Raw genomic sequence first — 22,514 nt, forward strand, 5'->3', positions numbered from 1 at the left:
TCCTTTGGCATAGCTAACTTCCCGATTAATGAAAATTCTCATCACTGGCTGTGCCGGTTTTATAGGTTCGCATCTTGCAGAAAGACTTCAGTCCTCAAACCATGAGGTTATTGGGATCGATAACTTCTCAGATTATTATGATACCAGGCTCAAACGAGAAAATGCAAAAGCATTATCGCAATTGGGAATTGAGGTCAAAGAATTGGATCTACGTGAAGCAGACTTAAAAGTTGCATTACCAAAAGACTTAGATTACATTTTTCATGGCGCGGCCTTGCCTGGTATTGCCAGCACCTCAACTTTTGAACAATATCTCACCAACAACATTATTGCAACACATAGATTGACAGCTGCGGCTACTCACCTAGCCCAATTAAAAATGTTTATCAACATTGGTACCTCATCTATTTACGGCAAAGACGTTTTTTGTGATGAGGAACAAATGGCAAAGCCTATATCCAACTATGGTGTCACAAAGCTGGCTGCAGAGCAACTGGTAATGTCACAGTCGCGATTGGGGAATTATCCAGCCTGCTCGCTACGGTTATATTCCGTTTATGGGTCACGAGAACGACCTGATAAGATGTTTAGCCAATTAATCGATTGTGCTATAAATGATAAGAAATTCCCTCTGTTTGAAGGTAGTCTGGAACACAAACGCAGCTTCACGCACATTAATGATATCATTGATGGGATCGTTAGCGTAATTGGAAAAGAGGACCAATGCGATGGTCAGGTCATCAATCTAGGCACCGACCAGGAATACACTACCGCTCAAGGAATACAAACCGTTGAGAAGTTGATGGATACTAAAATTGGAATCGATCTCAAACCGGCTCGCAGTGGTGACCAGTTGAGAACCAAAGCCGTCATCGACAAAGCCAGATTTATTTTGGGTTACAATCCGCATGTTGGGCTTGAGGCTGGTGTGCAGGAACAGATTGATTGGTTCCAGAACAATCGTGTTTGATTATCCTGAAATAGAGTTTGTGTTATGCGATTGATTTTTGATTGTTACGCTTTCGCGAAAGCGAGATAAGCTAGACATTTCAATCAAAACATTCATAATCCTAGATAAAATCACAATTTTTGGTATTACTAATTATAATTCGTAATTGGATATGAAATCTAAAATACTAGCTAATAAAGTTGAAGGAATCGATTTAAATCGAGATGAAGAAGGTATAAATTGGAAAGGTGATTTTAAGATTTGACCAGTTATAGAATACTTGTAATGAAAAATGACATCATAAAAAAAGCTGCCAAATAATAGGCAGCTTTTTAAATGAAAACTAAGCAACCTATTCCTTATGCAGGAAGTAAAACAGTGTCTACTACGTGAATCACACCATTGGATTGATTAACGTCTGCGATGGTCACCGTGGATGTTCCACCTTTAGCGTCTGTAATGATTACCTTATTACCTCTTAAACTTGCAGTAAGCTTCTCACCATTTACAGTTGTAACTGTAAATGCTCCATTATTCATATTGATAGCATCGATGATATTCTTTGCGCTGTAATTACCAGCTACCACATGGTACGTCAATACACCTTGAAGTGCTGATTTGTTTTCTGGCTTAAGCAATGTTTCAACCGTGCCCGCAGGAAGCTTATCAAATGCAGCGTTTGTTGGAGCAAAAACGGTAAATGGACCTTCACCTTGTAAAGTGCTCACTAAGTCTGCTGCCTTTACTGCTGCCACAAGTGTAGTGTGGTCTTTAGAGTTAACTGCATTCTCTACGATATTTTTTGATGGGTACATAGCTGCACCACCTACCATTACAGTTTTCTCATCATTCATCATCTTATCACCTTCCATACTTTTTGAAGGACCACAGGAAACCAATGTTATTGCTGCAAAAAGCATACTTACTCTTAAAATGTTCTTGAAATTCATTTGTATTTGTTTTATGGTTATACACTAGTACAAACGATTAATAAAAATTTGCAGTTTTCGTAAGTAGCGACTTTGGTTTTTATTTAACGGAGTGCCACTGTTTACTTGAAGAAACTGAAATCCTATTTAATTACGAATACCGAGATCAGTATGGGTCTAATAGTTTGGAGCGGCGACCCCATCAGAACCAAAACTGTGATTGATAAAAATAGATCCTTATTTAATTTAAATCTGCGTTTCTAACTTGAAGTTGGTTTGTATGAACAGATTGATTGGTTCCGGAAAATCCTGTTCGATCATTTTGATCATTAGTTATCAAGGGTAGTGTTTGTAGGATTAATTTTAATTGTTTCGCTTTCGCGAAAGAGTGAAAATATAAGCTACGCATTCCTTCAATTTACTCAAATAATAAAACAAAAAAGCCCAGCGTTTTCACGCTGAGCATTTATTTTGTCGGGATGACAGGATTTGAACCTGCGACCACACGGCCCCCAGCCGTGCATGCTACCAGACTGCACCACATCCCGATAATATTAATCTAAAAAATAATTACACATTAAACAAGAAATGCATGATGTCTCCATCTTGCACGATATATTCTTTACCTTCTACTTTAAGTTTACCTGCTTCCTTTACTTTTTGTTCAGAGCCATAATCGACATAAGTATCGTATTTAATAACCTCTGCACGGATAAATCCTTTTTCAAAATCAGTGTGAATCACACCGGCAGCCTGTGGAGCTGTAGAACCTGCATTGATGGTCCATGCTCTAACTTCCTTGACACCAGCGGTAAAGTAAGTTTCTTGATTTAGCAACTTATATGCTGATCGAATCAATTTTGCACTTCCTGGCTCATCAAGTCCCATATCAGATAGAAACTCTTTTCGCTCTTCGTAATCTTCTAATTCCGTGATATCGGCCTCAGTTCCCACGGCAAGGACCAATACTTCTGCATTCTCGTCCTTGACTAATTCGCGTACTTTTTCAACGTGTGCATTTCCAGTTACTGCCGCGTCGTCATTTACATTACACAAATACAAGACTGGCTTGTCAGTTATGAACTGTAATGGTTTGATATATTCTTGTCTAGAAGCATCATCCACTTTAACCGTACGCACTGAATTTCCTGATTCCAGCGCACTCTTTACCGCAGATAGCACTTCATCTTCTTTCATTGCTTCTTTGTTACCTGTGCGAGCGGCTTTCTTTACTTTCTCAAGTTTCTTATCAACGGTCTCAAGATCTTTCAGCTGTAATTCGATGTCTATAGTTTCTTTATCTCTTACTGGATTTACATTACCATCCACGTGCACGATATTATCATTCTCAAAGCAGCGCAATACATGGATGATCGCATCAGTTTCCCGAATGTTACCCAAAAACTGATTCCCCAATCCTTCACCTTTACTTGCTCCTTTCACAAGTCCAGCTATATCAACAATTTCAACAGTAGCTGGTACAACTCTTTCTGGATTCACTAAAGACTCCAATTTCTCCAAACGTTGATCTGGCACGTTCACCACGCCAACATTGGGTTCAATCGTACAAAACGGAAAGTTGGCACTTTGCGCCTTGGCATTTGACAAACAATTGAATAAGGTGGACTTACCAACATTGGGAAGACCTACGATTCCTGCTTTCATAATAGACTCTTTTTAAGCGGCTGCAAATATACGTTTATAGCTCAGTATAAATAAATCTGCTTTAAAACAAAAACCCTTTTGCGAACAATGCAAAAGGGCTTATCTAAATTTTTAATACCTAATTATTACTCGGTTTCCATTTTCATATCTCCTACTGGTAATCCCAATCCACCAATAATGGATTTCATTCCAGAAGTATTGAGATCATTCCCTTGAACTTCCTGAATCATTGCCATGATCTCGCTCACATTCATATCGTCTCCCAATATACGAGCTACACCTAATCCCATCTCGTCAGATCTACCGTAAACAATGATCTCATCAATAGCATCTTGGGATCCATCAAAAAGCATCTTCATTTTAATGCCATCGCTGCTGTGGGACATCAAAAGTTCATATTTATCATTCTCAAAAATCTGATCCAGCTTTCTGGATTCAATTTCATAAAGTGCTTTATTTTCTTCTTTTGCAGGCAGCGCTATCAAATTTACCTTGTCAATGGACTCATAAGCCTTTTGAGAATCTTCAGAGAAATTGGAGGCGGTCAATCCTAAAATAGATTTTGGGATGCTTGTAGTAATGAATCCGTCCTTTTCTGCACTATCCACATAGAATTGTTGCAGTGATTCTTCTTTCTCACAAGAGGTAAGCATAGCCATTGCCGTTAGTGAGATGGCGATTACTTTAAAAATAAGCTTGTTCATAATAATAGTTTTTGGTGGTTGGTGGTTTACTTCTGTGTGGCCTTTTCAATCTGTTTCTGGCCTGGTATATTCATCTTTTGAGTAATCTTAGCAATCTGATTCAAATCAAGGTCACCTGTAATTACAAGCAAAGCCGTATCTGTTTTATTACCGCTGGCATCTTCCATGAACATGATCAGCTCCTTTATTTTGGTATCACCGTTTCCCTTACGCATGTGAAAGGTGAATTTCTCTCCATCTTCCTTCACGCTCATGAGAAGCTCTAAGTTATTCTTGTTCACAAAATTATCCGTAAACAATTTCATTTTAGAGGAAGAGGTCGCATCATCCGTAGTGTAGACTCTCAAATCCTTGAGGTTTCCTACAATTTTGGCAAGCTCTGCAGTTTCTGGATCGTCCAGATCAATACCGCCTATCATCTTGAACATGGCACTAGTAACTCTAGTTTCTGAAACATGTTTAAAATTGCCGACTTCATCAAAGCTTTGGGCCGTTGCTGTCATTGCAAAAGCAAAAAACAGGACTATGGTTATTATCTTTTTCATTGTTTTTGTATTTAAATTATTGGTTGATATTAAAAACCTGTGAGGTTTGTTTATTTAATTCGGTCATTGGTTCTAGGTTCCTTGTCCCTTTATTGAATTTGTTTGAAACCAGTTCCAGCGCTGCTACCGTTGCATCATAAGCTTCTTCTGGCGAGTCATAGGTTCCTAGATCTGCATCTCGTGAGTTGTCATATATTCCAGATCCTACGGCTACCATAAGTGAGACACTTGCCGCTACTGCGATGCCGGTCCACGTTCTGCGATTGAATCTCTTGTTATGGTGCTGTTGTGATTTCACTTTCGCGAAAGCGTCAAAACCATCCACCTCAATGCTACTTTCCATCTCGTAACTATGGAACAACCCTTTGTACACAAGGTGTTCTGGTGCAACCTGATCACTATTGAAGTAATCTCTCAACTCCTGCTCCTCTTGAAGACTGGTGTCGCCTTCCCAATATTTTTCCAGTAGCTTGTTCATGCTATTTCGGTTTTATAAACTTCTTCTATATTCTTTTTAAGCAACTTACGTGCCCTACTCAAATTCACTCTCACCGCAGTTGATTTCATATCCATGATGCGTTCAATTGCCTCGTAATCATAATGTTCAATGTCACGCAGGTGAAGTATTGTCCTGTAGTTCTCTGGTAATCTTGCGATCATTTTCCTGACCATGCTCACTTGCGATTCACGCTCCAGTTCATCTTGTGCATTACGCTCTGCAGACTCATAATTGTTATGGACAATCTTTAAATGACTGGCCTGTTTACTTTTCAATCGATCCAGCGAATAGTTCTTCACCATTTGCATAGCATAAGCTTCCTTATTATTGATCTCTTCAATATCCTTGCGCTTTTCCCAAAGCTTCAACATCGTCTCCTGTACGGCATCTGCAGCCTCTTCATGCGAGGTAAGCAGCCTGCGGGAAAGGAAATACATCTTTTGCTGTACTTCTTTGAAAGTCGCTATGAAGGTTGGTTGATTCATTTATGCGGTTCTATTATCATGACGAGTTAATAACGGTGTTGTTACAAAAACATCGATTATTTTACATTATATCGAATTTTAGCACGATTTATGTATTACTTAAACCTAATATAATGTCTATGAAGAGACATTGATTATTTTAGCCCCTAACTATATTACCCTATATGAAAATTTATAAATATGTATTCCTACTCTTTGCTGGTATAGGAATTCTTTCTAGCTGTGCAGAAGATAATGACGATCAATTTGCCAGCGATGCAGTGGTCAAAAATTTTATCTATCGAGGTTTGAACACCTTTTACCTATATAAACCTGAGGTGCCTATTCTTGCTAATGATCGTTTTGCGACCCAGGCGGAATTAGAGAACTATCACGATCAATTCAATTCACCAGAAGCGTTTTTTGAATCCTTGATATTTGACCGTGCTCGAACAGATCGATTCAGTATTCTTGTGGACGACTATGTGGCTTTAGAACAAGCGCTTTCTGGGAATACTTTGAATAACGGTATGGAATTCGGGTTAGTGAGATATCGTGATAATGGTACTAACATTTTTGGGTATGTGAGGTATGTGTTACCTAATTCTGATGCAGATGCAAAAGGAGTACAACGAGGACAAATCTTTACCGAAATTGATGGAATCCAATTGACAGACACCAATTTTAGAACTCTGATAGCGCAAAACGTGTATAGCATAGGCCTAGCCGATTTCAACAACGGTAACCCTGTAGCCAATGGCAATGGAATTAACAATTTGACCAAGTCCCAATTACAGGAAGACCCTATTCTAGTGAGCAGAGTAATTACTCAAGGAAATGCCAAAATAGGTTATCTAGTTTACAATAGCTTTTTAAGACAATTTGATGAAGACTTGAATGACGTTTTTGCAGATTTCAAGGCTCAAGGTGTTACAAATCTAGTACTGGATTTAAGATATAATAGCGGTGGTAGTGTGAATACGGCGATTACCTTAGGTAGTTTAATTACAAACAATCCAACTACTGACGTTTTTTCCAGAGAAGAATGGAATCCAGAGATACAGCAATTTTTCCTTGACAACGATCCTGATCGATTGACCAATTTATTTAGGAATACAACGTTTAGCGGGACAGCATTGAACCGTCTTGGACTCAATAAGGTTCATATCATCACAACCAACAACAGCGCGAGCGCGAGTGAATTAGTGATCAACGGTCTGGATCCATACATAAACGTGGTTCAAGTGGGTGAAAATACTGCCGGTAAGTTCCAAGCTAGTATTACATTATATGATAGCGAGGACTTCGGTCGTTCAGGAGCAAATACTTCTCACCGTTATGCTATGCAACCGCTGGTATTAAAAAGTTTGAATAGTGTAGGTAATACAGATTATTTTGATGGACTTGCGCCAGATATTGAGTTGCAAGAAGATTTTGGAAACTTGGGAATGCTGGGCGATCCTAATGAGCCTTTATTGAGAGCTTGTCTTAATGACATTTCAGTAAACGGTAGCATATTCCAGCCTACTTCTATAAAATCAAGCTTTAAAGATCTTGAATTTATGGGTAGTAATGATTTCAAACCTTTGGGTAATGAAATGTGGAAGGAAGACACCCAACTTCCCACGAGATAAGAAAACTCAAAACGTATCTTTGAAGCCTTTGGAACATTCCAAAGGCTTTTTTATGCACTCAACAATTACAATCATAGGTGGTGGATTGACCGGATTAACGCTGGCTTATCAACTTAAAAAGGCAAGAATTGATTTCCTGCTTCTGGAAGCTAGACCAAGATTGGGTGGTCGCATTTTTACCAAAATGTCAGGAAATCACATACCTATCGATTTGGGTGCGGCTTGGTTTTGGGATTACAATCCGCGAGTGAAAAAATTGCTGGAAGAGTTGCAAATTCCAGCATTTCCGCAAAAATTTGGAACAGATGTCTGGTATCAAGGTAGACCTAACGCTGACTTCCAGCAAATCCAAATTCCAGAACAGCAGCAAACCAGTTATCGCATCAAAGGTGGAACCACGAATCTGATTCTTTCACTTGCTGCAAAGCTGGATCACAATCAGGTCCATCTGGAGACACAGGTTTTAAAAATCTCCTACCGCTATTCTAAATATACCATCCAGACCAACAATGGTTTTTTTGATACTGATCTAGTCATCAACACCTTACCACCAGCGTTAAACTCTCAACTGGAATACGATCCAGAACTTCCACAAGATTACATAGATATCGCTGTTAACACACACACGTGGATGCAAGACAGCATCAAGTTTGGTTTAGGGTTTAAAACGGCTTTTTGGGAGCAATTAAACCTACCTGTTACTGCATTCAGCAATTTTGCGATAGCCAGTGAGATTTATGACTACTCTAATATCAATGGTGATAGGTTTGCCATCATGGGATTTTTAAATTCTCATTTCAGCCAGTTGGATAAGGTAACTCGTAAGCAAAAGGTGCTGGAGCAATTAAGTAGTTTCCTTGGTAAAAACGTATTGGATCATGTTTCCTATGAAGAATGCGCTTGGATTGATGAACCATTCACTAAAACAACTTCTCAAAATCAGCTACAGCCACATCAAAATAACGGTGACTCCAAATTGAGATCCAGTTTCAATAACGACACCTTGATAATGGCTGGATCTGAGACTAGCTCCGTATTATCTGGATATATGGAAGGTGCAGTAAACTCTGCAATGGAGACCTTTGATCGTATTCAGAAATGATTTGAGACGAGTTCGCTTTCGCGAAAGCGAAATCTATTCCTATCTTTAGAACATCAATATTATTTCTATGAAGAATTATACCTTTTTACTACTGCTATTATTGCCATTTCTGGGCATTTCACAAAAGCTGGATCTTGATCTGGTGAAAAATATGAAACCTAGAAACATAGGGCCTGGCGGCATGTCGGGACGTGTGACAGCGATCGATGTGGTAGAAAGCAATCCAGACATTATTTATGCCGGTACAGCGAGTGGCGGTTTATGGAAATCTGAAAGTGGCGGTATCAAATGGGAACCCATTTTTGACGATCAGGTAACGGCATCCATAGGTGCAGTTGCTATCCAGCAATCCAATCCCAGCGTGATCTGGGCAGGAACTGGTGAAGGGAACCCGCGTAATTCCTTGAATGGTGGTTATGGGATTTTCAAATCACTCGATGGCGGTAAATCCTGGCAATCGATGGGTCTGGAGAAAACCCGACACATTCACAGAGTGGTGATTGATCCCTCAAATCCAGACGTCGTATATGCCGCAGCGATAGGTTCGCCATGGGGCGAGCACCCAGAACGTGGTGTTTTCAAAACTACTGATGGAGGTAAAACTTGGAACAAAGTTTTGTACACAAACGATAGATCTGGCGCAGCTGACCTTATCATGGATCCTTCCAACCCCAATAAGCTGATTGCAGCCATGTGGGAACATAAACGTGATCCATGGTTCTTTAAATCTGGTGGTGAAGGCTCTGGCTTGTACATCACTCACGATGGCGGTGCCAATTGGAAAAAAATGACTGATAAAGAAGGTATTCCTGCTGGAGATTTAGGTCGTATAGGTGTGGCCATTTCCCGCAGCAATCCAGATATTATCTATGCGCTTATAGAATCCAAAAAGAATGCCCTCTATAAAAGCACAGATGGCGGATTCAATTGGAAAATGATTAACAATAAAAGCGATATAGGTAATCGACCATTCTATTATTCAGAGATTTATGTGGATCCCATCAATGAAAATCGAGTCTATTCTGTATTTACTTATGTGAATGTTTCAGAAGATGGTGGTAAAAACTTTGAACAGTTGATGCCTGCTTATGGCGCTAATAATGGAGTGCATCCAGATCATCATGCGTGGTACATCCATCCAGAAGATGGATCCTTTATGATCGATGGAAATGATGGTGGTTTGAACATTACTAGAGATCGCGGTGAATCCTGGAGGTTTATAGGTAATCTACCAGTTGCCCAGTTCTACCACATTAATGTAGACATGGATATACCCTACAACGTTTATGGTGGTATGCAAGATAATGGTAGCTGGCGAGGTCCAGCATACACTTGGCGTGACCAGGGCATTAGAAATAGCTACTGGCAAGAAATTAGTTTTGGCGATGGATTTGATGTAGTTCCAGATCCTGATAACAGCCGTTATGGATATTCTATGAGTCAGCAGGGATTTGTAAGTAGATATGACTGGGAAACTGGTAACAACTATAGCGTGCGTCCTACACATCCAGATCCAGAAGTGGACCTAAGATTCAACTGGAACGCAGCTATTAATATCGATCCCTTTGATAGCAGCACGTTATATTTTGGAAGCCAGTTTGTCCATAAATCAACAGACAAAGGTTTAACATGGACTGTGATTAGTCCTGATCTAACCACAAACGATCCCGAAAAGCAAAAACAAGGAGAATCTGGAGGACTCACTCTAGACGCTACCGGTGCAGAAAATCACACCACTATTCTTGTCATTGAACCTAGCGCTGCAGAGCGCAACGTGATCTATGCAGGATCTGACGACGGTCGCGTTCACGTCACAAAAGACGGTGGCGGTAGCTGGACAGACATTAGCAAAGGATTGAAGGGTTTACCTGAAGGTAGCTGGATAGCACAGATCAAAGCGTCCACTTCTAAGAAAGGGCACGCACTACTGGTTGCTAACGATTACCGCAGGTTCAATTATGAGCCATACGCCTATCGCACCACCAATTATGGGAAAAGCTGGGATCGTATTGTCGATGCAGACGATGTAGAAAGCTATACGTTGAGCATCATTGAAGCTCCAGATCAAAACGAACTCATGTTTTTGGGAACTGATGATGGACTTTATGTTTCCATTGATGCCGGTGATAATTGGGTGAAATATACTAATGGATTCCCGACGGTTTCCGTCAAGGATTTGGTGATCCATCCGCGTGAGCAGGATCTTGTTATAGGAACTTTTGGACGTGCCGCATGGGTATTAGATGATATCAGGCCTTTGAAAGATATCGCTTCCGCGAAAGCGAAATACAATCAACCCGTTAAACTATTTGAGCCGCCCATCGCCTACCAGGCAAGATATCAACAACCTACAGGAAGCCGCTTTGGAGGTGATGCGATCTATCAAGGAGAAAACCGTGACAGTTCTGGATCGTTCAAATACTATTTTGACAAAGAACTTTCAAAACAAGTGGATAGTACCGCTAGAGATTCCATGAAACTGAAGATTTATGATGGCTCGAGATTGATACGCACCTTAGAATCAAAGGTTCCAAAAGAAACGGGAATCCATGAATGGAACTGGAGATTGCGTGAGAAAGGAACCAACTATCCATCACGCAGAGTCAATGAGCGAGAAGGAGAATCTGGTGGTGTAGATGTGTTGCCTGGAACTTACAAGGCAGTGCTGGAATACGGCGATATCCAGAGTGAAACGATGATCACCGTAGAAGATGACCCACGAGTAGATGAATTGACAGTGGCAGATCGCAAGGCGAAATATGACGCCATGAAAAAGGTAGAAGCTTTGAGTGATGAAATCTATCAAATCACACAAAAGCTCGCAGAAAATAAAAAGACTGCAGATGCCTTTAATGCCATGCTCAAGGAAAAAGATAAAAAAGCCTACGAGGAGCAAATCAAGACTACAGATTCTATCATCAAATCCATTGAGAAGGAACAGGCAAAATACTTTGGAGCCATTGATGATCGCCAGGGCATCACCCGTAATCCTGATGTTACCGTCCTGCAGCGATTGGGAAGTGCCCGCAGTTACATTGACAGCCGTCAAGGTCCTCAAACTGCTACAGAGACCCAATTATATCAACAGGCACAACAGGCAGCAAACAAAACCATGACCGAAACCCAGCAATGGCTGGACAATGAATGGGAAACCTACAAGGCCGAAATGAAAAAGGTACAGATCAATCTCTGGGAATAGATAGCGTATGAAAATCAACAAAATTACCTTTCAGAATGCTGACGGTAAGGACTTGAGTGGAAGGATTGAATTACCGGTAGATCAAAAGCCGCATAACTTTGCCATTTTTGCGCACTGTTTTACCTGTAGTAAAAACTTTACCGCGACTCGCAATATTACGCGAGCCTTGACTGGTGCTGGTTTTGGTGTTTTGAGATTTGATTTTACAGGATTGGGAGATTCTGAAGGTGATTTTGGCGATACCAATTTTTCTGGAAATGTGGAAGATCTGCTCGCTGCCGTTGAATACCTAAGGGTCAATCATCAAGCTCCTACTCTAGCGATAGGTCATTCTTTAGGTGGTGCTGCAGTTATTTTCGCTTCCGCGAAAGCGGAATCGATAAAAGCTATAGTAACTATTGGGACACCTAGCGATACTAAGCATGTGAAACATCTCTTTGGCGATCAGATTGAAGCTATTATTGAAAACGGTGAAGCGGTCGTGGAATTAAGCGGTAGACCTTTTAAGATCAAGGAGCAGTTCTTGCGTGATGTTGACGAGCAAATGTTGACGCAGACTCTTAAAAAATTGCGCAAGCCTATACTCTTTTGTCACTCGCCACAAGACGATACCGTGAGCATCAATCACGCAGAAAAGTTATATCAAGCTGCTATGCATCCCAAAAGTTTTATAAGTCTGGATGGAGCTAACCACTTGCTTACTGACAAAGAAGATAGTTTATATGCAGGTAATGTTATCGCGGGCTGGGCGAGCCGTTATTTGGAAATCCTGACAGAAGACCCTGTAAAATCGAACTTTGAGGTAGCCGCAAGTCTTGATGCTAGAAGCGGTTTCACTACTCAGATCAAAGCTGGAAATCATTATTTTACCGCAGACGAGCCTATATCGTATAATGGTAATGACTACGGTCCAACTCCGTACGATTTATTATCCAGTGGTCTAGCGGCTTGTACGGTCATGACCATACAGATGTATTCAAAACGGAAAAAATGGAACGTCGAGAATGTAGAATGTCATGTTACGTATAATAAACAACACAGTGAAGATTGTGAAAACTGTGAAAATGATAGCGCCAAGATTGACACGTTCACCAGACACATCAAATTTCCAGATGATCTAGAAGAATCGCAAATAAAAAAACTGTTACAAATAGCAGATAAATGTCCCGTTCACAAAACGCTACATTCTGAAACGCAGGTGCTTACTAAATTGTTATGATCTTTACTTTCGAAACGTCTGTTGGTCACAATGGCTGGATAGGAACGTTAATAATTCCAGACGACATCGCTGAGCAGCTCGAAATCTCAAAAATCAAAAGAGTCGTTGCCGAAGTTTCAAAAGCCGATAATGAGGTAACACTATATGCAGGCGTCATCAAAAGAAAGGGAATCAAATATTTAATGCTTTCAAAAGCTAATCGCAAAGCTCTTAATTTGGAAGATGGCGATACGGTAAAAGTTTCCATGAGTGAAGACACCAGCAAATATCAAGCTCCAATGACCGAAGAACTTGAAGCGGTATTGCTGAGCGATTATGAAGCTTACCAAATCTTTGAAAACCTGCTTCCTGGCAAGCAGCGTAATATCATATTCATGATCTATAGAATCAATGACTCTCAAAAAAGAGTTGATGTAGCACTCAACGCCATGGAAAACCTGAAGATGGGTAATCTAAATCCCATGAAGTTTGAGAAGATATTACCTTCGTAAGGTGCTGCAAACCCATAAAGATTTCTAAAAACATTGGCAGTCGTTATTCACTTCTCTAAATTGTAATCAGTTAACCAAAAACAAAAAACAATGAAAAAATTAAACTTAGCCATTATGATTATGGCATTAATCTTTACAGTTTCCTGTAAGGAAAAAGAGAATGATACCATGGTAGATGATATGGAAATGGAAGAAGTAGATGGATCTGACATGGATATGGATGGAGATTCTATGAATAGTGATGATATGGACTCTATGAATAGCAATTCAGGCGATAAAATGTCTATAGTTGTACCAATGGGATCAAAAAGTGAAAGTGGCGTTACGGGTTCCATTCGTTTTGTTGAAGAAAACGGAACAGTTACAATGACTGCCAACTTAAAAGGTTTATCAGAAGGTACACATGCCATTCACATTCATGAAAATGGAAATTGTGATTCCAGAGATGGATCTAGCGCAGGTGGTCACTGGAATCCAACATCAGATGAACACGGTGATTGGGGTGATGGAAGCTATCACATGGGTGACATAGGAAATTTAGAAACAGACAGTGAAGGTATAACCATTAAGGAGTTCTCTACAGACCAATGGTGTCTAGATTGTGATGACGACTCTAAAAATATCGTTGGTAAATCTGTAATAGTTCACGCTAAGGCAGATGATTTTACAAGTCAACCTAGCGGTGCTGCTGGTGCAAGAGTAGCTTGCGGTGTGATTGAATAGATCGCATTAACTTCTTAAAATTAGAAATCTACAAGCAACACGCTTGTAGATTTTTTTTTGCATCTTTAGAAAACTTTAAAACTGACTATGAACTTACAACCAGATCTATTGATCGGCCGCCTGCAGGAAGGCAGCGAGGTCGCATTTAATAGAATTTATGAGCGATACCATAAGGCATTACACGGCGTTATTTTTGCCATCGTTAAAAATGAGGATGTTGCCCAAGAGATATTACAGGATGTATTTATTAAAATCTGGAAGAATGCTAAAAGCTATGATAAGTCTTCAGGAAGGTTTTTTACTTGGACACTGAATATCGCTCGCAATGCATCTATCGATTATCTGCGCAGTAAGAACCATAAAAACAGTCTTAAAAACTTAAGTACCGATAATTTCGTAGATGTAATAGTGTCAAATGATAATCTTGAGGATAAAACAGATGGTATGTTCCTCAGAGAATGGGTCGACAAACTAGAACCCATGTGTGTTAAAATCATCGATATCATATTCTTTAAAGGATTCACCTTTAAAGATGGCGCAAAAGAACTGGATATGCCATCCGGGACTTTGAAGACCAGACACAGAAGGTGCCTGAATAACCTACGAGAAATGATGATCAACTGATGACGGTAGATGAACTAAAAAATAGCGGAGATCTTGAGGCATACGTTTGTGGTGTACTAACACGAGAACAATCCAGAGAGATTTCAAAGCAAGTTAAAAAAAGTGATGAGCTTCAAAATGAAGTTCAAAATATTGAAGATGCTTACTTCAAACTTGCAGCGGGAATTTCACCTAGTATTGACGAGGTGAAAATCTATGAAAACTTACGTAACTATATAAAAGAAACAGAACATGGTAGCGACTCTTCCAACTGGAGCCAATATTTAGGTTGGGCAGCTGCTATATTACTCTTTATTGGAGCTGGATATTTTTTCCATGAGAATACAAATCTCAATGAACAGCTCGTCGATACAGAAAGAACCAATGATATTCTTAATACAGAATTAGATCAACTTGATGATCTCAACGCAGACTATCAAGAGGCGCTGGCTTTTATTAAGGATAAAAACACTATAAAGGTGAATCTTGCAGGTCAAGGAGACTTTGCAAGTTCAAGCGCTGTGGCATTTCACAATCCTATTAGTGATAAAACATACGTTGATGTTTCAGGACTACCAGAAGCTCCAGAAAATATGACCTATCAATTATGGTCACTTACCTTAAATCCATTATCTCCAACTGATCTAGGTGTAGTTTCAATAAATGAACAGAAATTTGTAGAATTTGACAATAGCTTTGAAACACAAGCATTTGGTATTACATTGGAAAATGCTGGTGGTAGTGAATCGCCTACACTGGAAAAATTATATACATTGGGAGTTATAGAATAGTAACACCTGAGAATTTGAAACATTGAAAGCCGCGTCTCTACAGATTGCGGCTTTTTTATTCGCAGCTAGTTTCTACCTGATTAATGTCTTAATAATCCAATGAATTAAATATAAAATGGGCTTAGGAGGCATTTACCATAGCTAAGCATAAGAGGTTTAAATGTGACCCATCAAAAATGCCTGACTCTTGCGAATCAGGCATTCCTAAACTAACCAACCAATAGTCCTCTAAGATTCTCAGTTTCAGAGTGACTAACTATCTATACTATGTACGTAAATACATTAGATACGGTTTTAAATAGATTGAATTTCTTTAAAAGTTACTGGTCCCATTTCATATTCTGTTTCGAGAAGTTCATTCTTAAATTGATTAGCCTCTTCCACCATGCCGTTTGCTTTGAGTATTAAAGCGGTATGAAATTGAGCTACAGGTTCAAAGGTTTTACCAATGACATGTTCTTCATGATTTGTAAGCGCTTGTTTTGGGTTGCCGTTTTTGAGTAAGGCATAACCTAATAGATCATAGGTTTCTGGCGTTGCACGATTTGAAACCTCTTTATAGGCGAGATCAACAGCTTCCTGAGTTTTACCAGCATCGATTAGTTCACTTATCATGTATGCATTATACATACCACCATAAGCTGGGTCATCTACAGATTTCATGAATTTATTTTTTAGTTCCATTGATCTCTCCATGTCGTTCTCAAAAGCGGCGAGTTCTGCAAGCTCAAGATTATAATCTGGTAACGGGTGACGTTTTTGAATAGCCTCAAGAATAGTTCGTGCTTCTTCTGGATCACGATCATTGGAATAAGCAATCCATGCGATGCCTTTTAAAGCATACGTATTATAAGGATCTAACTCCAACGTTTTCAAATAGTGCTCGTAAGATTTCTCTAATTGACCATTGTGCCCATAGTAATCTGCGATGTTTGAATATGACCATATTTGTAGGTATTGATTACCGCTCTGGTCTGCGAGCGTCATAGCTCGTTCCAATAATTCAATAGTCGTGTCTAATTGCCCTATGTGATCATTCCATTTTCCGGCACGTATTAGATAATTAAAACTATTAGCATCACGTAGACTATCTAAAAGTGACTCTGCTCGTACGTACTGACCTAACTCGAGGGCTATATCAAATTGCACCATATTGCTTTCCACACTGCTGTAATCCTGTGTGAAACTGTTGACTAAACTATCTGCTTTCTTGAAGCGATGTTGTTTGATATAGGACTGTGCAAGCGTTCTTTTAGAACTTTCTGGTCTTATGTAGGAATTACGGGATACGCTTTCGCGAAAGCGAACTGACTCATTTAAATAATCAACATCACCAGTCAGATCAAATAATTTATCCAACTTTCCTGCAATTCTGGCGTTATGACCTATTCTGGTAGAATCTTCGCCAGCTTCCATTTTCAATTGCGTAATCTCTATCTTTAAAGTGTCAACCATTCCTGATTCGTCTTTATCAAGATATTTTTGATAATCTTCAGGACTAGTAATGTTAGCCACCTTTGTTTGTTCTGGTTCGGTTTTACAAGCGATTAAACTTAGGATCGCTAATCCATAAAATATATTCTTCATAAGCATATGCTAAACAATAAAGCCGATTCTCGTTAAAGAATCGGCTAAATCTAATTTAAAAATTAATTTCTAGAAACTTGCTGGTTGCAAATATGGGAAACTATTTGAAGTCGTTCCATTTTCTAAACCTACGTTATCAGTTACAAGTTCAGGAGTTCCGTTGTCACCGTCAAAACGAGCACCATCGTTACCTCCGAAGAGTAAGATTAAGGATACATCAATTACATCATCCTGCAATCTTCTACCAGTCAATGGTACACCAGTACTTGGCGTGAAGTATGCTGTATCAGCACCAGGTGAAACTTGAAGTACGTCTAAAGCTAAAGCTGTAGTCAAAGTAGGCAAATCAAGTCCTAAAATGTTATTCTCATAAGTTGCTCCATAAGCATTGTATAATGCTTCTACAGTTCCCTGAAAAGTTGGCTGCCATCTGTTTATTTGATTAGCAGGAATTGTAACATTAAATTCATTCTCATCAGCTTCTGATATAGGAAATACAGTATTTATTCCCGGACGTCCCATTTGATCCTCTTGTTGGAAAGTACCAGTAAAGTCTGTACTCGCAATTGGTCCACCAGTTATATCGTCATCATCATTACAGCTAACTGTAAATGCGGTAATCGCTAATGCAAGAACTGCATATTTTATATTATATATTTTCATTTTATGATTTTTTAGATTGATTAATTTTATCTTCTTTTTGTTTCTACCCAAACGTTATATGCAGCTGGTAATCCTGGTCCATTAGGAGCCAATAATTGGTCCACAATGTGAGTAGGAGCAGTTCCCAACATAGTATTAGGAATTTCAATAACAATTGCATTTACATTAAGAGGTGCAAAGAAATTGTTTCCTGTAGATCCAAAACCGTCAGCTGGTGGTGTGTTTCCTGCAACTACAGCACCTTTAATTGCGTTGAAAGCTTCAAAGTCAAAGAAGAAAGCATCTTGACGCAATCCTGCGAAATAACTAACTCCATTAGAAGTAGTCGTACTTCCAATATTTACAGAAGCTGCAAATTCATCAACATCAATAGTACTTGACAAACCTGTAGTAGATGGACGATATGGTCCAAAGAAATACATTTGGTCTCCTTGTCTTAATGCTTGGATCACAAGATCTTCAACAACTCCACCGTTTTCAACACCAGTGTTGTCAATATTAATTTCAATAAGTACGTTTTCGTCAAATTGAGCACTATTAGAACCTGCTGGTAATGTTACTACAAACGTTGTAGCATCAGAATTCTGTCCTTCAAATGCATAAAAATCTGCAATATCAGAACTTGTCATAGCGACGTCAGTGGCGTCGACGTGGTCAGCTGCAATAAAGATTCCAGCTACGGTACAAACCGCAATACTTGACCAAAGGGCAATTTTTTTCATAGTTTTTTTATTAGTAATTAGTATTATATATCTAATTAACGAAGAAGAAGCGATGATGGATTTGAATAAAACGTTAAACCGTGCTAAAAAACTGTAAAAGAGACAATATTAAGTCATTCATCCCTCTAACCACTGCTTAAAATCCTTAACTCGCTCCCTACTTACGATCAAATCAAATTCTGAGAATGAATCAATTATAACTTTAAGTCTGGAATTAGTGTAGGCAATAATGTCTGCTATTCCATCAACGTGAACTATCGCCTGACGGGATATTCTAAAAAACTTTTGTGGATCAAGTTCTGTTTCCACTAGTTCAAGCTTTGAATCAATCAAATAATTGCGCCCGTTAGGCAGATTGATATATGTCCCTTTATTCTCTGAATAGAACAGCTGGATCTCATCTGCTGTGAACAACTTGATGTGTTCCCCAATTTTTGTCGTGTACCTGTTTTTATAGCTAGTTGTGTTACCGTTGAGCAACGCAGCAATTTGTTGTAGGTCTGCAGGACTTATTTTTGTTGAGAGTTTTTGGTTTTCATCGCTTTCGCGAAAGCGTAACTTATACTTATCTACAGCCTGCTCCAATTCTTCGGCATCAATAGGTTTCAACAAATAATCGATGCTGTTAAGTTTGAAAGCCTTGAGCGCATACTCATCGTATGCCGTGGTAAAAATGATCGCGCTATCGACATCGACATGGTCAAAGATTTCAAAAGAAAGGCCATCGCTAAGCTGAATATCCAGAAAAATCAAGTCAGGAGATTCATTGCTGGACAAGTATTCCACAGATTCCTTAACAGAATGCACCGCTGTATCCACCTGCAAACCTAGCTTTTCCAACATGCGCGTCAACCGTCTAGCGGCTGGTTTTTCATCTTCTACGATTAAGATATTCATTTGGTGTTGATTAATGTTTGATCTTCCTCATTCTCCATAAGTTCTTGCAGCTTTCTGTTTTCCCAATCCTTTCCTGTAAATGGATTGAGTCTAAAAACACCTGCGGCATGACTCAACAATCCTATGCCCCAACCCAATAAAGGAAATAAAAACCAAGGGAAGCTCCATTCATTACTGTAATAATTGAGAGCAGCTAGTCCAGAATTAATAATAAGGTATATAATGACGTGGTTATAGAATGCCTTTAGCTCTTCAACACGAGCTTTGGCTCTAGTGTATCGCTCTTGATATGATTCTTGCGTGTTCATGGTTAGAAATTTTTATCGTTCATTAATTCATTGATCTTGTTTTGCTGCCAGTTTCGGTTTAGGAAAATGTCTTTATCAAAACTGCGCTGATACTGGAAGAAAAGGCCTATTCCCATTCCTATGGCTGGGAAAATCACCCAAGGAATGCCACCCGTGAAATAGTTAAGCAATCCCAGAAAAAATAGAATGAACACCGTTTTCACTGCGTCATCATAGAACTTCTTGATGTCCTTCACTTTTTCTCTCGCGTCGACCAGTTTCCTGTCTTCTATAGTAGCTTCAATAACTTCTGATTTTAAGGTTTGAATTTGGCTTTTATCCAGTAAAGGCAAGGTCACCTTAAAAGTTTCCCTCGTTTTTTCAATCTTCATCTGGTCGCTAGTCAACAAAGAATAGCGAGATGCTATGTTATTGAGCCCAACGCCTGTACCTGTACTCACGACTGACTTTTCCTGTAGATTATTCTCAATTATCAGATGAATTCCTTCTTCATATATAGACAGCTTTAGAGGCTGACTATCGTTGATAATATTATGCTTCACTGCATTTTCAATAAGCAACTGGAGTGATAGCGGTACTATCTGTAAATCTGAATTGGATACCGTAGCTGGAATGGAAATGTCAAGGCTATCTTCAAATCTCATCTTTAGAAGTCTGACATAAGTTCTCGCGAAAACTAATTCTTCTTCTAAGGAAACTAGTCCTTTACAGCGTTGTTCCAAAACATATCGATACACCTTAGAAAGCGAAGTCGTAAAATTCACGGCAGCTTCTGGATTTTCTTCTATTAAGGATACCAGAACATTCAAGCTATTGAATAAAAAATGTGGATCCAATTGATTCTTTAGCGCATCGAATTGTGCTGTGGCAGATCCTGCGATTACTTTTTGCTCCTTTATTTTGGATTTCTGGAGTTCCTTATAGAAGTAGAAAGCGTGAAATATCAAGGTAATCACCAGTGTGATGATCACGCCACCAACATACCATTCAACACTTTGTCCATCTAGATAATTCTGCACCGTGTTATCGTAAATAACGATCTGTATGAATCCAATCAAGAAAAATAAGGTGACCATCGTGACAATGATGGATCCTACAACACCTGCCAGCAATCTAACTACCGGCTGTTGTTGCCACGATAAATGTTTATTGAGATAGTCAACAAGCGCCTCATTCACAAATGTGAGGAAGAAGGCAAACATGGAATTCATTCCTATATTAGAGAAACAATCCTCAACCGTCGTGTCAAATCCAGATTGAAACAGGTTGACAATCGTGATTCCAGCACCTATCAAAATGCTGATGAGAATGAGACGAATGAGTTTTTTTAGTATCATGTGGCTGGGCATTCCCTAAATGTAAATCTTATTAGAGAACGACACAAAGATGCCTTGAACATCCAGTTATGAAAAACGCATGCTACCCAACTGTCAAATACAGCTACTGAATTGTAAAATGAAGAGGTTTACGGTGCGCTTTTGATGGTCACCTTGGGAAATTCTGACTTGATCTCGCTCATCAACTCCAGTTTGCCGGCTTCAAAGGCCTCATCAAGATCTTCCAGTACCGGATCAGAACTCTCAGATCTGTAATTCTTATAATCCTGCACGATAATCCCATCGAGGTTTCTACGGTTTACGCTTTCGCGAAAGCGGAACCCACATTCATCCTCACAGTAAGAGTAAGCCAAAAAGTCAATGAGATAGTCGGTTGCATCGATCCAATACACAAACTCATCCTCGTGATCCTCACCGCCACCATCTTCTTTAAATGTCACTTTGATCTGGTGATAATCCTGTCCATTGATTTGATCCATTCCCAGATTTTCAAGAATCACCGCATCACCGTCAAGACTGTAGGGCAATTGCGCGAAATACACAACGCTATTAAGAGATGCGCTGTATCGTGTACTCAACGAGTCTGGTAAAGACACTACACTATCATTGACTGTCCTGACAAAACCTTTGTTATCCAATCGATCTATTACCGGCAAATCATTCTTTAAAAATTGGCGCTGGTATACATAGTTACCACCTAATCTATCTGCCTTATAATTGATACTTCTAAAGGTAAAATCCAAAGTTGCATTTGCAGCCACATCTGCTCCATGAGCGGTAATGCTTTTAGCAATAATTTCTTCTGCTGTGATGGAATCGTCCTGACATGATATCATTGTCAAAACCGCAAAACCGTATACTAAAAACCAGATCTTTTTCATTTCACAAATATATAACGATGCCCACGAACTGTTAAATTATATTTGCGTTAATGGATTTCAAGAATAACGTACAGATAAAAAACCGAAAGGCACGATTTGAATATGAACTGCTGGACAAGTATACCGCGGGAATCGTTTTGGGAGGTACTGAAATCAAAGCGATTCGACTAGGTAAGGCCAGTATTGCTGAGGCTTTTTGTGAGTTCAAGGACGACGAACTATGGATTATTAATATGACCATACAGGAGTATTCCCACGCAACTCATTTTAACCATGCGCCTAAGGCTGCTCGCAAACTCCTACTCCAGCGTCGCGAGCTTAAAAAGCTTTACAAAGACGTGACAAATTCTGGAAACACCATCATCCCGCTAGTCATGTTTATCAATGATCGTGGTTTTGCAAAAATCCAGATATCTCTTGCTAAGGGTAAGAAACTCTACGATAAACGTGAGACTATAAAGAACAGGGATAACAAAAAGCGCATGGATCAAATTAAAAAAACCTACAACACTTAAACAACTATTTGCATTTTTGAACGTCTATGAATAGAGACCTGGCTTAAAAGTTGACAGCCATGACTCCTTTAAACAACCACCAATTCG

The 22,514-nt window shown here is 39.4% G+C and carries 23 protein-coding genes and 1 tRNA gene; 10 read left to right on the forward strand and 14 right to left on the reverse strand.

Going from position 1 to position 22,514, the window contains the following annotated elements; genetic code table 11:
• Positions 1–28 precede the first annotated feature (28 nt).
• The gene (locus BLO34_RS05310) at positions 29–970 is read left to right on the forward strand and encodes an NAD-dependent epimerase/dehydratase family protein (protein WP_090753217.1); all 942 of its coding nucleotides are present in this window, start codon (positions 29–31) and stop codon (positions 968–970) included.
• A gap of 338 nt (positions 971–1,308) precedes the next feature.
• Here BLO34_RS05310 and BLO34_RS05315 read toward each other — a convergent pair whose 3' ends face one another.
• From BLO34_RS05315 to BLO34_RS05345, 7 genes are all read right to left on the reverse strand, one after another.
• The gene (locus BLO34_RS05315) at positions 1,309–1,899 is read right to left on the reverse strand and encodes a fasciclin domain-containing protein (protein WP_090753218.1); all 591 of its coding nucleotides are present in this window, start codon (positions 1,897–1,899) and stop codon (positions 1,309–1,311) included.
• Between the two features lie 453 nt (positions 1,900–2,352).
• Positions 2,353–2,426, reverse strand: a tRNA-Pro gene (locus BLO34_RS05320).
• A 22-nt stretch (positions 2,427–2,448) separates the two neighbouring features.
• The gene (ychF, locus tag BLO34_RS05325) at positions 2,449–3,543 is read right to left on the reverse strand and encodes a redox-regulated ATPase YchF (RefSeq protein ID WP_090753220.1); all 1,095 of its coding nucleotides are present in this window, start codon (positions 3,541–3,543) and stop codon (positions 2,449–2,451) included.
• 125 nt (positions 3,544–3,668) lie between these two features.
• Positions 3,669–4,247 carry a DUF4252 domain-containing protein gene (locus BLO34_RS05330; protein WP_090753222.1) on the reverse strand — a complete coding sequence of 193 codons (579 nt, stop codon included), beginning with the start codon at positions 4,245–4,247 and terminating at the stop codon, positions 3,669–3,671.
• Between the two features lie 26 nt (positions 4,248–4,273).
• On the reverse strand, positions 4,274–4,792 hold the full coding sequence (locus tag BLO34_RS05335) for a DUF4252 domain-containing protein (protein WP_090753223.1): 519 nt from the start codon (positions 4,790–4,792) through the stop codon (positions 4,274–4,276).
• A gap of 16 nt (positions 4,793–4,808) precedes the next feature.
• Positions 4,809–5,270: a hypothetical protein gene (locus BLO34_RS05340; RefSeq protein ID WP_090753225.1), complete on the reverse strand. Its 462-nt coding sequence runs from the start codon at positions 5,268–5,270 to the stop codon at positions 4,809–4,811.
• A complete protein-coding gene (locus BLO34_RS05345) occupies positions 5,267–5,776 on the reverse strand; it encodes an RNA polymerase sigma factor (RefSeq protein WP_090753226.1) in 510 nt (169 codons plus the stop codon). The genes BLO34_RS05340 and BLO34_RS05345 overlap by 4 nt, the downstream gene beginning before the upstream one ends.
• 164 nt (positions 5,777–5,940) lie before the next feature.
• Between BLO34_RS05345 and BLO34_RS05350 the strand changes: the two genes are divergently transcribed.
• The 8 genes from BLO34_RS05350 to BLO34_RS05385 all read left to right on the forward strand — a co-directional run bounded on the left by BLO34_RS05350 (position 5,941) and on the right by BLO34_RS05385 (position 15,517).
• A complete protein-coding gene (locus BLO34_RS05350; RefSeq protein WP_090753229.1) occupies positions 5,941–7,389 on the forward strand; it encodes a S41 family peptidase in 1,449 nt (482 codons plus the stop codon).
• The gene (locus BLO34_RS05355) at positions 7,349–8,491 is read left to right on the forward strand and encodes a flavin monoamine oxidase family protein (RefSeq protein ID WP_172823956.1); all 1,143 of its coding nucleotides are present in this window, start codon (positions 7,349–7,351) and stop codon (positions 8,489–8,491) included. Before BLO34_RS05350 ends, BLO34_RS05355 begins: the two co-directional genes overlap by 41 nt.
• Before the next feature lie 67 nt (positions 8,492–8,558).
• The gene (locus tag BLO34_RS05360; RefSeq protein WP_090753233.1) at positions 8,559–11,690 is read left to right on the forward strand and encodes a WD40/YVTN/BNR-like repeat-containing protein; all 3,132 of its coding nucleotides are present in this window, start codon (positions 8,559–8,561) and stop codon (positions 11,688–11,690) included.
• 7 nt (positions 11,691–11,697) lie between these two features.
• Positions 11,698–12,909: a bifunctional alpha/beta hydrolase/OsmC family protein gene (locus tag BLO34_RS05365; RefSeq protein ID WP_090753235.1), complete on the forward strand. Its 1,212-nt coding sequence runs from the start codon at positions 11,698–11,700 to the stop codon at positions 12,907–12,909.
• Positions 12,906–13,400, forward strand: coding sequence for a DUF1905 domain-containing protein (locus tag BLO34_RS05370; protein ID WP_090753237.1), 495 nt, complete (start codon positions 12,906–12,908; stop codon positions 13,398–13,400). The genes BLO34_RS05365 and BLO34_RS05370 overlap by 4 nt, the downstream gene beginning before the upstream one ends.
• A gap of 90 nt (positions 13,401–13,490) precedes the next feature.
• The gene (locus BLO34_RS05375) at positions 13,491–14,123 is read left to right on the forward strand and encodes a superoxide dismutase family protein (protein ID WP_090753239.1); all 633 of its coding nucleotides are present in this window, start codon (positions 13,491–13,493) and stop codon (positions 14,121–14,123) included.
• A gap of 87 nt (positions 14,124–14,210) precedes the next feature.
• A complete protein-coding gene (locus BLO34_RS05380) occupies positions 14,211–14,747 on the forward strand; it encodes an RNA polymerase sigma factor (RefSeq protein ID WP_090753241.1) in 537 nt (178 codons plus the stop codon).
• Entirely contained in the window at positions 14,747–15,517 is a 771-nt protein-coding gene (locus tag BLO34_RS05385; protein WP_090753243.1) for an anti-sigma factor, read from the forward strand. The genes BLO34_RS05380 and BLO34_RS05385 overlap by 1 nt, the downstream gene beginning before the upstream one ends.
• A 294-nt stretch (positions 15,518–15,811) precedes the next feature.
• Here BLO34_RS05385 and BLO34_RS05390 read toward each other — a convergent pair whose 3' ends face one another.
• From BLO34_RS05390 to BLO34_RS05420, 7 genes are all read right to left on the reverse strand, one after another.
• The gene (locus BLO34_RS05390; RefSeq protein WP_090756459.1) at positions 15,812–17,104 is read right to left on the reverse strand and encodes a tetratricopeptide repeat protein; all 1,293 of its coding nucleotides are present in this window, start codon (positions 17,102–17,104) and stop codon (positions 15,812–15,814) included.
• Between the two features lie 69 nt (positions 17,105–17,173).
• Entirely contained in the window at positions 17,174–17,767 is a 594-nt protein-coding gene (locus BLO34_RS05395) for a DUF4331 family protein (protein ID WP_090756461.1), read from the reverse strand.
• Between the two features lie 26 nt (positions 17,768–17,793).
• Positions 17,794–18,489 carry a DUF4331 family protein gene (locus tag BLO34_RS05400; protein ID WP_090753245.1) on the reverse strand — a complete coding sequence of 232 codons (696 nt, stop codon included), beginning with the start codon at positions 18,487–18,489 and terminating at the stop codon, positions 17,794–17,796.
• Between the two features lie 117 nt (positions 18,490–18,606).
• A complete protein-coding gene (locus BLO34_RS05405) occupies positions 18,607–19,386 on the reverse strand; it encodes a LytR/AlgR family response regulator transcription factor (protein WP_090753247.1) in 780 nt (259 codons plus the stop codon).
• Positions 19,383–19,694 carry a 2TM domain-containing protein gene (locus BLO34_RS05410; RefSeq protein WP_090753249.1) on the reverse strand — a complete coding sequence of 104 codons (312 nt, stop codon included), beginning with the start codon at positions 19,692–19,694 and terminating at the stop codon, positions 19,383–19,385. The genes BLO34_RS05405 and BLO34_RS05410 overlap by 4 nt, the downstream gene beginning before the upstream one ends.
• A 2-nt stretch (positions 19,695–19,696) precedes the next feature.
• A complete protein-coding gene (locus BLO34_RS05415; RefSeq protein WP_090753251.1) occupies positions 19,697–21,031 on the reverse strand; it encodes a histidine kinase in 1,335 nt (444 codons plus the stop codon).
• Positions 21,032–21,159: 128 nt separating this feature from the next.
• Positions 21,160–21,912: a DUF6503 family protein gene (locus tag BLO34_RS05420; RefSeq protein WP_090753253.1), complete on the reverse strand. Its 753-nt coding sequence runs from the start codon at positions 21,910–21,912 to the stop codon at positions 21,160–21,162.
• 50 nt (positions 21,913–21,962) lie between these two features.
• Between BLO34_RS05420 and smpB the strand changes: the two genes are divergently transcribed.
• Entirely contained in the window at positions 21,963–22,427 is a 465-nt protein-coding gene (gene smpB / locus BLO34_RS05425; RefSeq protein ID WP_090753254.1) for an SsrA-binding protein SmpB, read from the forward strand.
• The last annotated feature ends 87 nt before the right edge of the window (positions 22,428–22,514 follow it).

It is taken from the genome of Nonlabens sp. Hel1_33_55, assembly GCF_900101765.1.
Lineage (GTDB): Bacteria > Bacteroidota > Bacteroidia > Flavobacteriales > Flavobacteriaceae > Nonlabens.

What these genes read in the sequence shown, in the direction of transcription:
- BLO34_RS05410 (WP_090753249.1), bottom strand. Translation starts at nt 19,694, where the DNA reads ATGAACACGCAAGAATCATATCAAGAGCGATACACTAGAGCCAAAGCT.
- BLO34_RS05345 (WP_090753226.1), bottom strand. Translation starts at nt 5,776, where the DNA reads ATGAATCAACCAACCTTCATAGCGACTTTCAAAGAAGTACAGCAAAAG.
- BLO34_RS05380 (WP_090753241.1), top strand. Translation starts at nt 14,211, where the DNA reads ATGAACTTACAACCAGATCTATTGATCGGCCGCCTGCAGGAAGGCAGC.
- BLO34_RS05360 (WP_090753233.1), top strand. Translation starts at nt 8,559, where the DNA reads ATGAAGAATTATACCTTTTTACTACTGCTATTATTGCCATTTCTGGGC.
- BLO34_RS05395 (WP_090756461.1), bottom strand. Translation starts at nt 17,767, where the DNA reads ATGAAAATATATAATATAAAATATGCAGTTCTTGCATTAGCGATTACC.
- BLO34_RS05340 (WP_090753225.1), bottom strand. Translation starts at nt 5,270, where the DNA reads ATGAACAAGCTACTGGAAAAATATTGGGAAGGCGACACCAGTCTTCAA.
- BLO34_RS05400 (WP_090753245.1), bottom strand. Translation starts at nt 18,489, where the DNA reads ATGAAAAAAATTGCCCTTTGGTCAAGTATTGCGGTTTGTACCGTAGCT.
- BLO34_RS05415 (WP_090753251.1), bottom strand. Translation starts at nt 21,031, where the DNA reads ATGATACTAAAAAAACTCATTCGTCTCATTCTCATCAGCATTTTGATA.
- BLO34_RS05375 (WP_090753239.1), top strand. Translation starts at nt 13,491, where the DNA reads ATGAAAAAATTAAACTTAGCCATTATGATTATGGCATTAATCTTTACA.
- BLO34_RS05310 (WP_090753217.1), top strand. Translation starts at nt 29, where the DNA reads ATGAAAATTCTCATCACTGGCTGTGCCGGTTTTATAGGTTCGCATCTT.
- BLO34_RS05330 (WP_090753222.1), bottom strand. Translation starts at nt 4,247, where the DNA reads ATGAACAAGCTTATTTTTAAAGTAATCGCCATCTCACTAACGGCAATG.
- BLO34_RS05355 (WP_172823956.1), top strand. Translation starts at nt 7,349, where the DNA reads ATGAAATGTGGAAGGAAGACACCCAACTTCCCACGAGATAAGAAAACT.
- BLO34_RS05405 (WP_090753247.1), bottom strand. Translation starts at nt 19,386, where the DNA reads ATGAATATCTTAATCGTAGAAGATGAAAAACCAGCCGCTAGACGGTTG.
- BLO34_RS05385 (WP_090753243.1), top strand. Translation starts at nt 14,747, where the DNA reads ATGACGGTAGATGAACTAAAAAATAGCGGAGATCTTGAGGCATACGTT.
- BLO34_RS05420 (WP_090753253.1), bottom strand. Translation starts at nt 21,912, where the DNA reads ATGAAAAAGATCTGGTTTTTAGTATACGGTTTTGCGGTTTTGACAATG.
- BLO34_RS05390 (WP_090756459.1), bottom strand. Translation starts at nt 17,104, where the DNA reads ATGAAGAATATATTTTATGGATTAGCGATCCTAAGTTTAATCGCTTGT.
- BLO34_RS05335 (WP_090753223.1), bottom strand. Translation starts at nt 4,792, where the DNA reads ATGAAAAAGATAATAACCATAGTCCTGTTTTTTGCTTTTGCAATGACA.
- BLO34_RS05350 (WP_090753229.1), top strand. Translation starts at nt 5,941, where the DNA reads ATGAAAATTTATAAATATGTATTCCTACTCTTTGCTGGTATAGGAATT.
- smpB (WP_090753254.1), top strand. Translation starts at nt 21,963, where the DNA reads ATGGATTTCAAGAATAACGTACAGATAAAAAACCGAAAGGCACGATTT.
- BLO34_RS05365 (WP_090753235.1), top strand. Translation starts at nt 11,698, where the DNA reads ATGAAAATCAACAAAATTACCTTTCAGAATGCTGACGGTAAGGACTTG.
- BLO34_RS05315 (WP_090753218.1), bottom strand. Translation starts at nt 1,899, where the DNA reads ATGAATTTCAAGAACATTTTAAGAGTAAGTATGCTTTTTGCAGCAATA.
- BLO34_RS05370 (WP_090753237.1), top strand. Translation starts at nt 12,906, where the DNA reads ATGATCTTTACTTTCGAAACGTCTGTTGGTCACAATGGCTGGATAGGA.
- ychF (WP_090753220.1), bottom strand. Translation starts at nt 3,543, where the DNA reads ATGAAAGCAGGAATCGTAGGTCTTCCCAATGTTGGTAAGTCCACCTTA.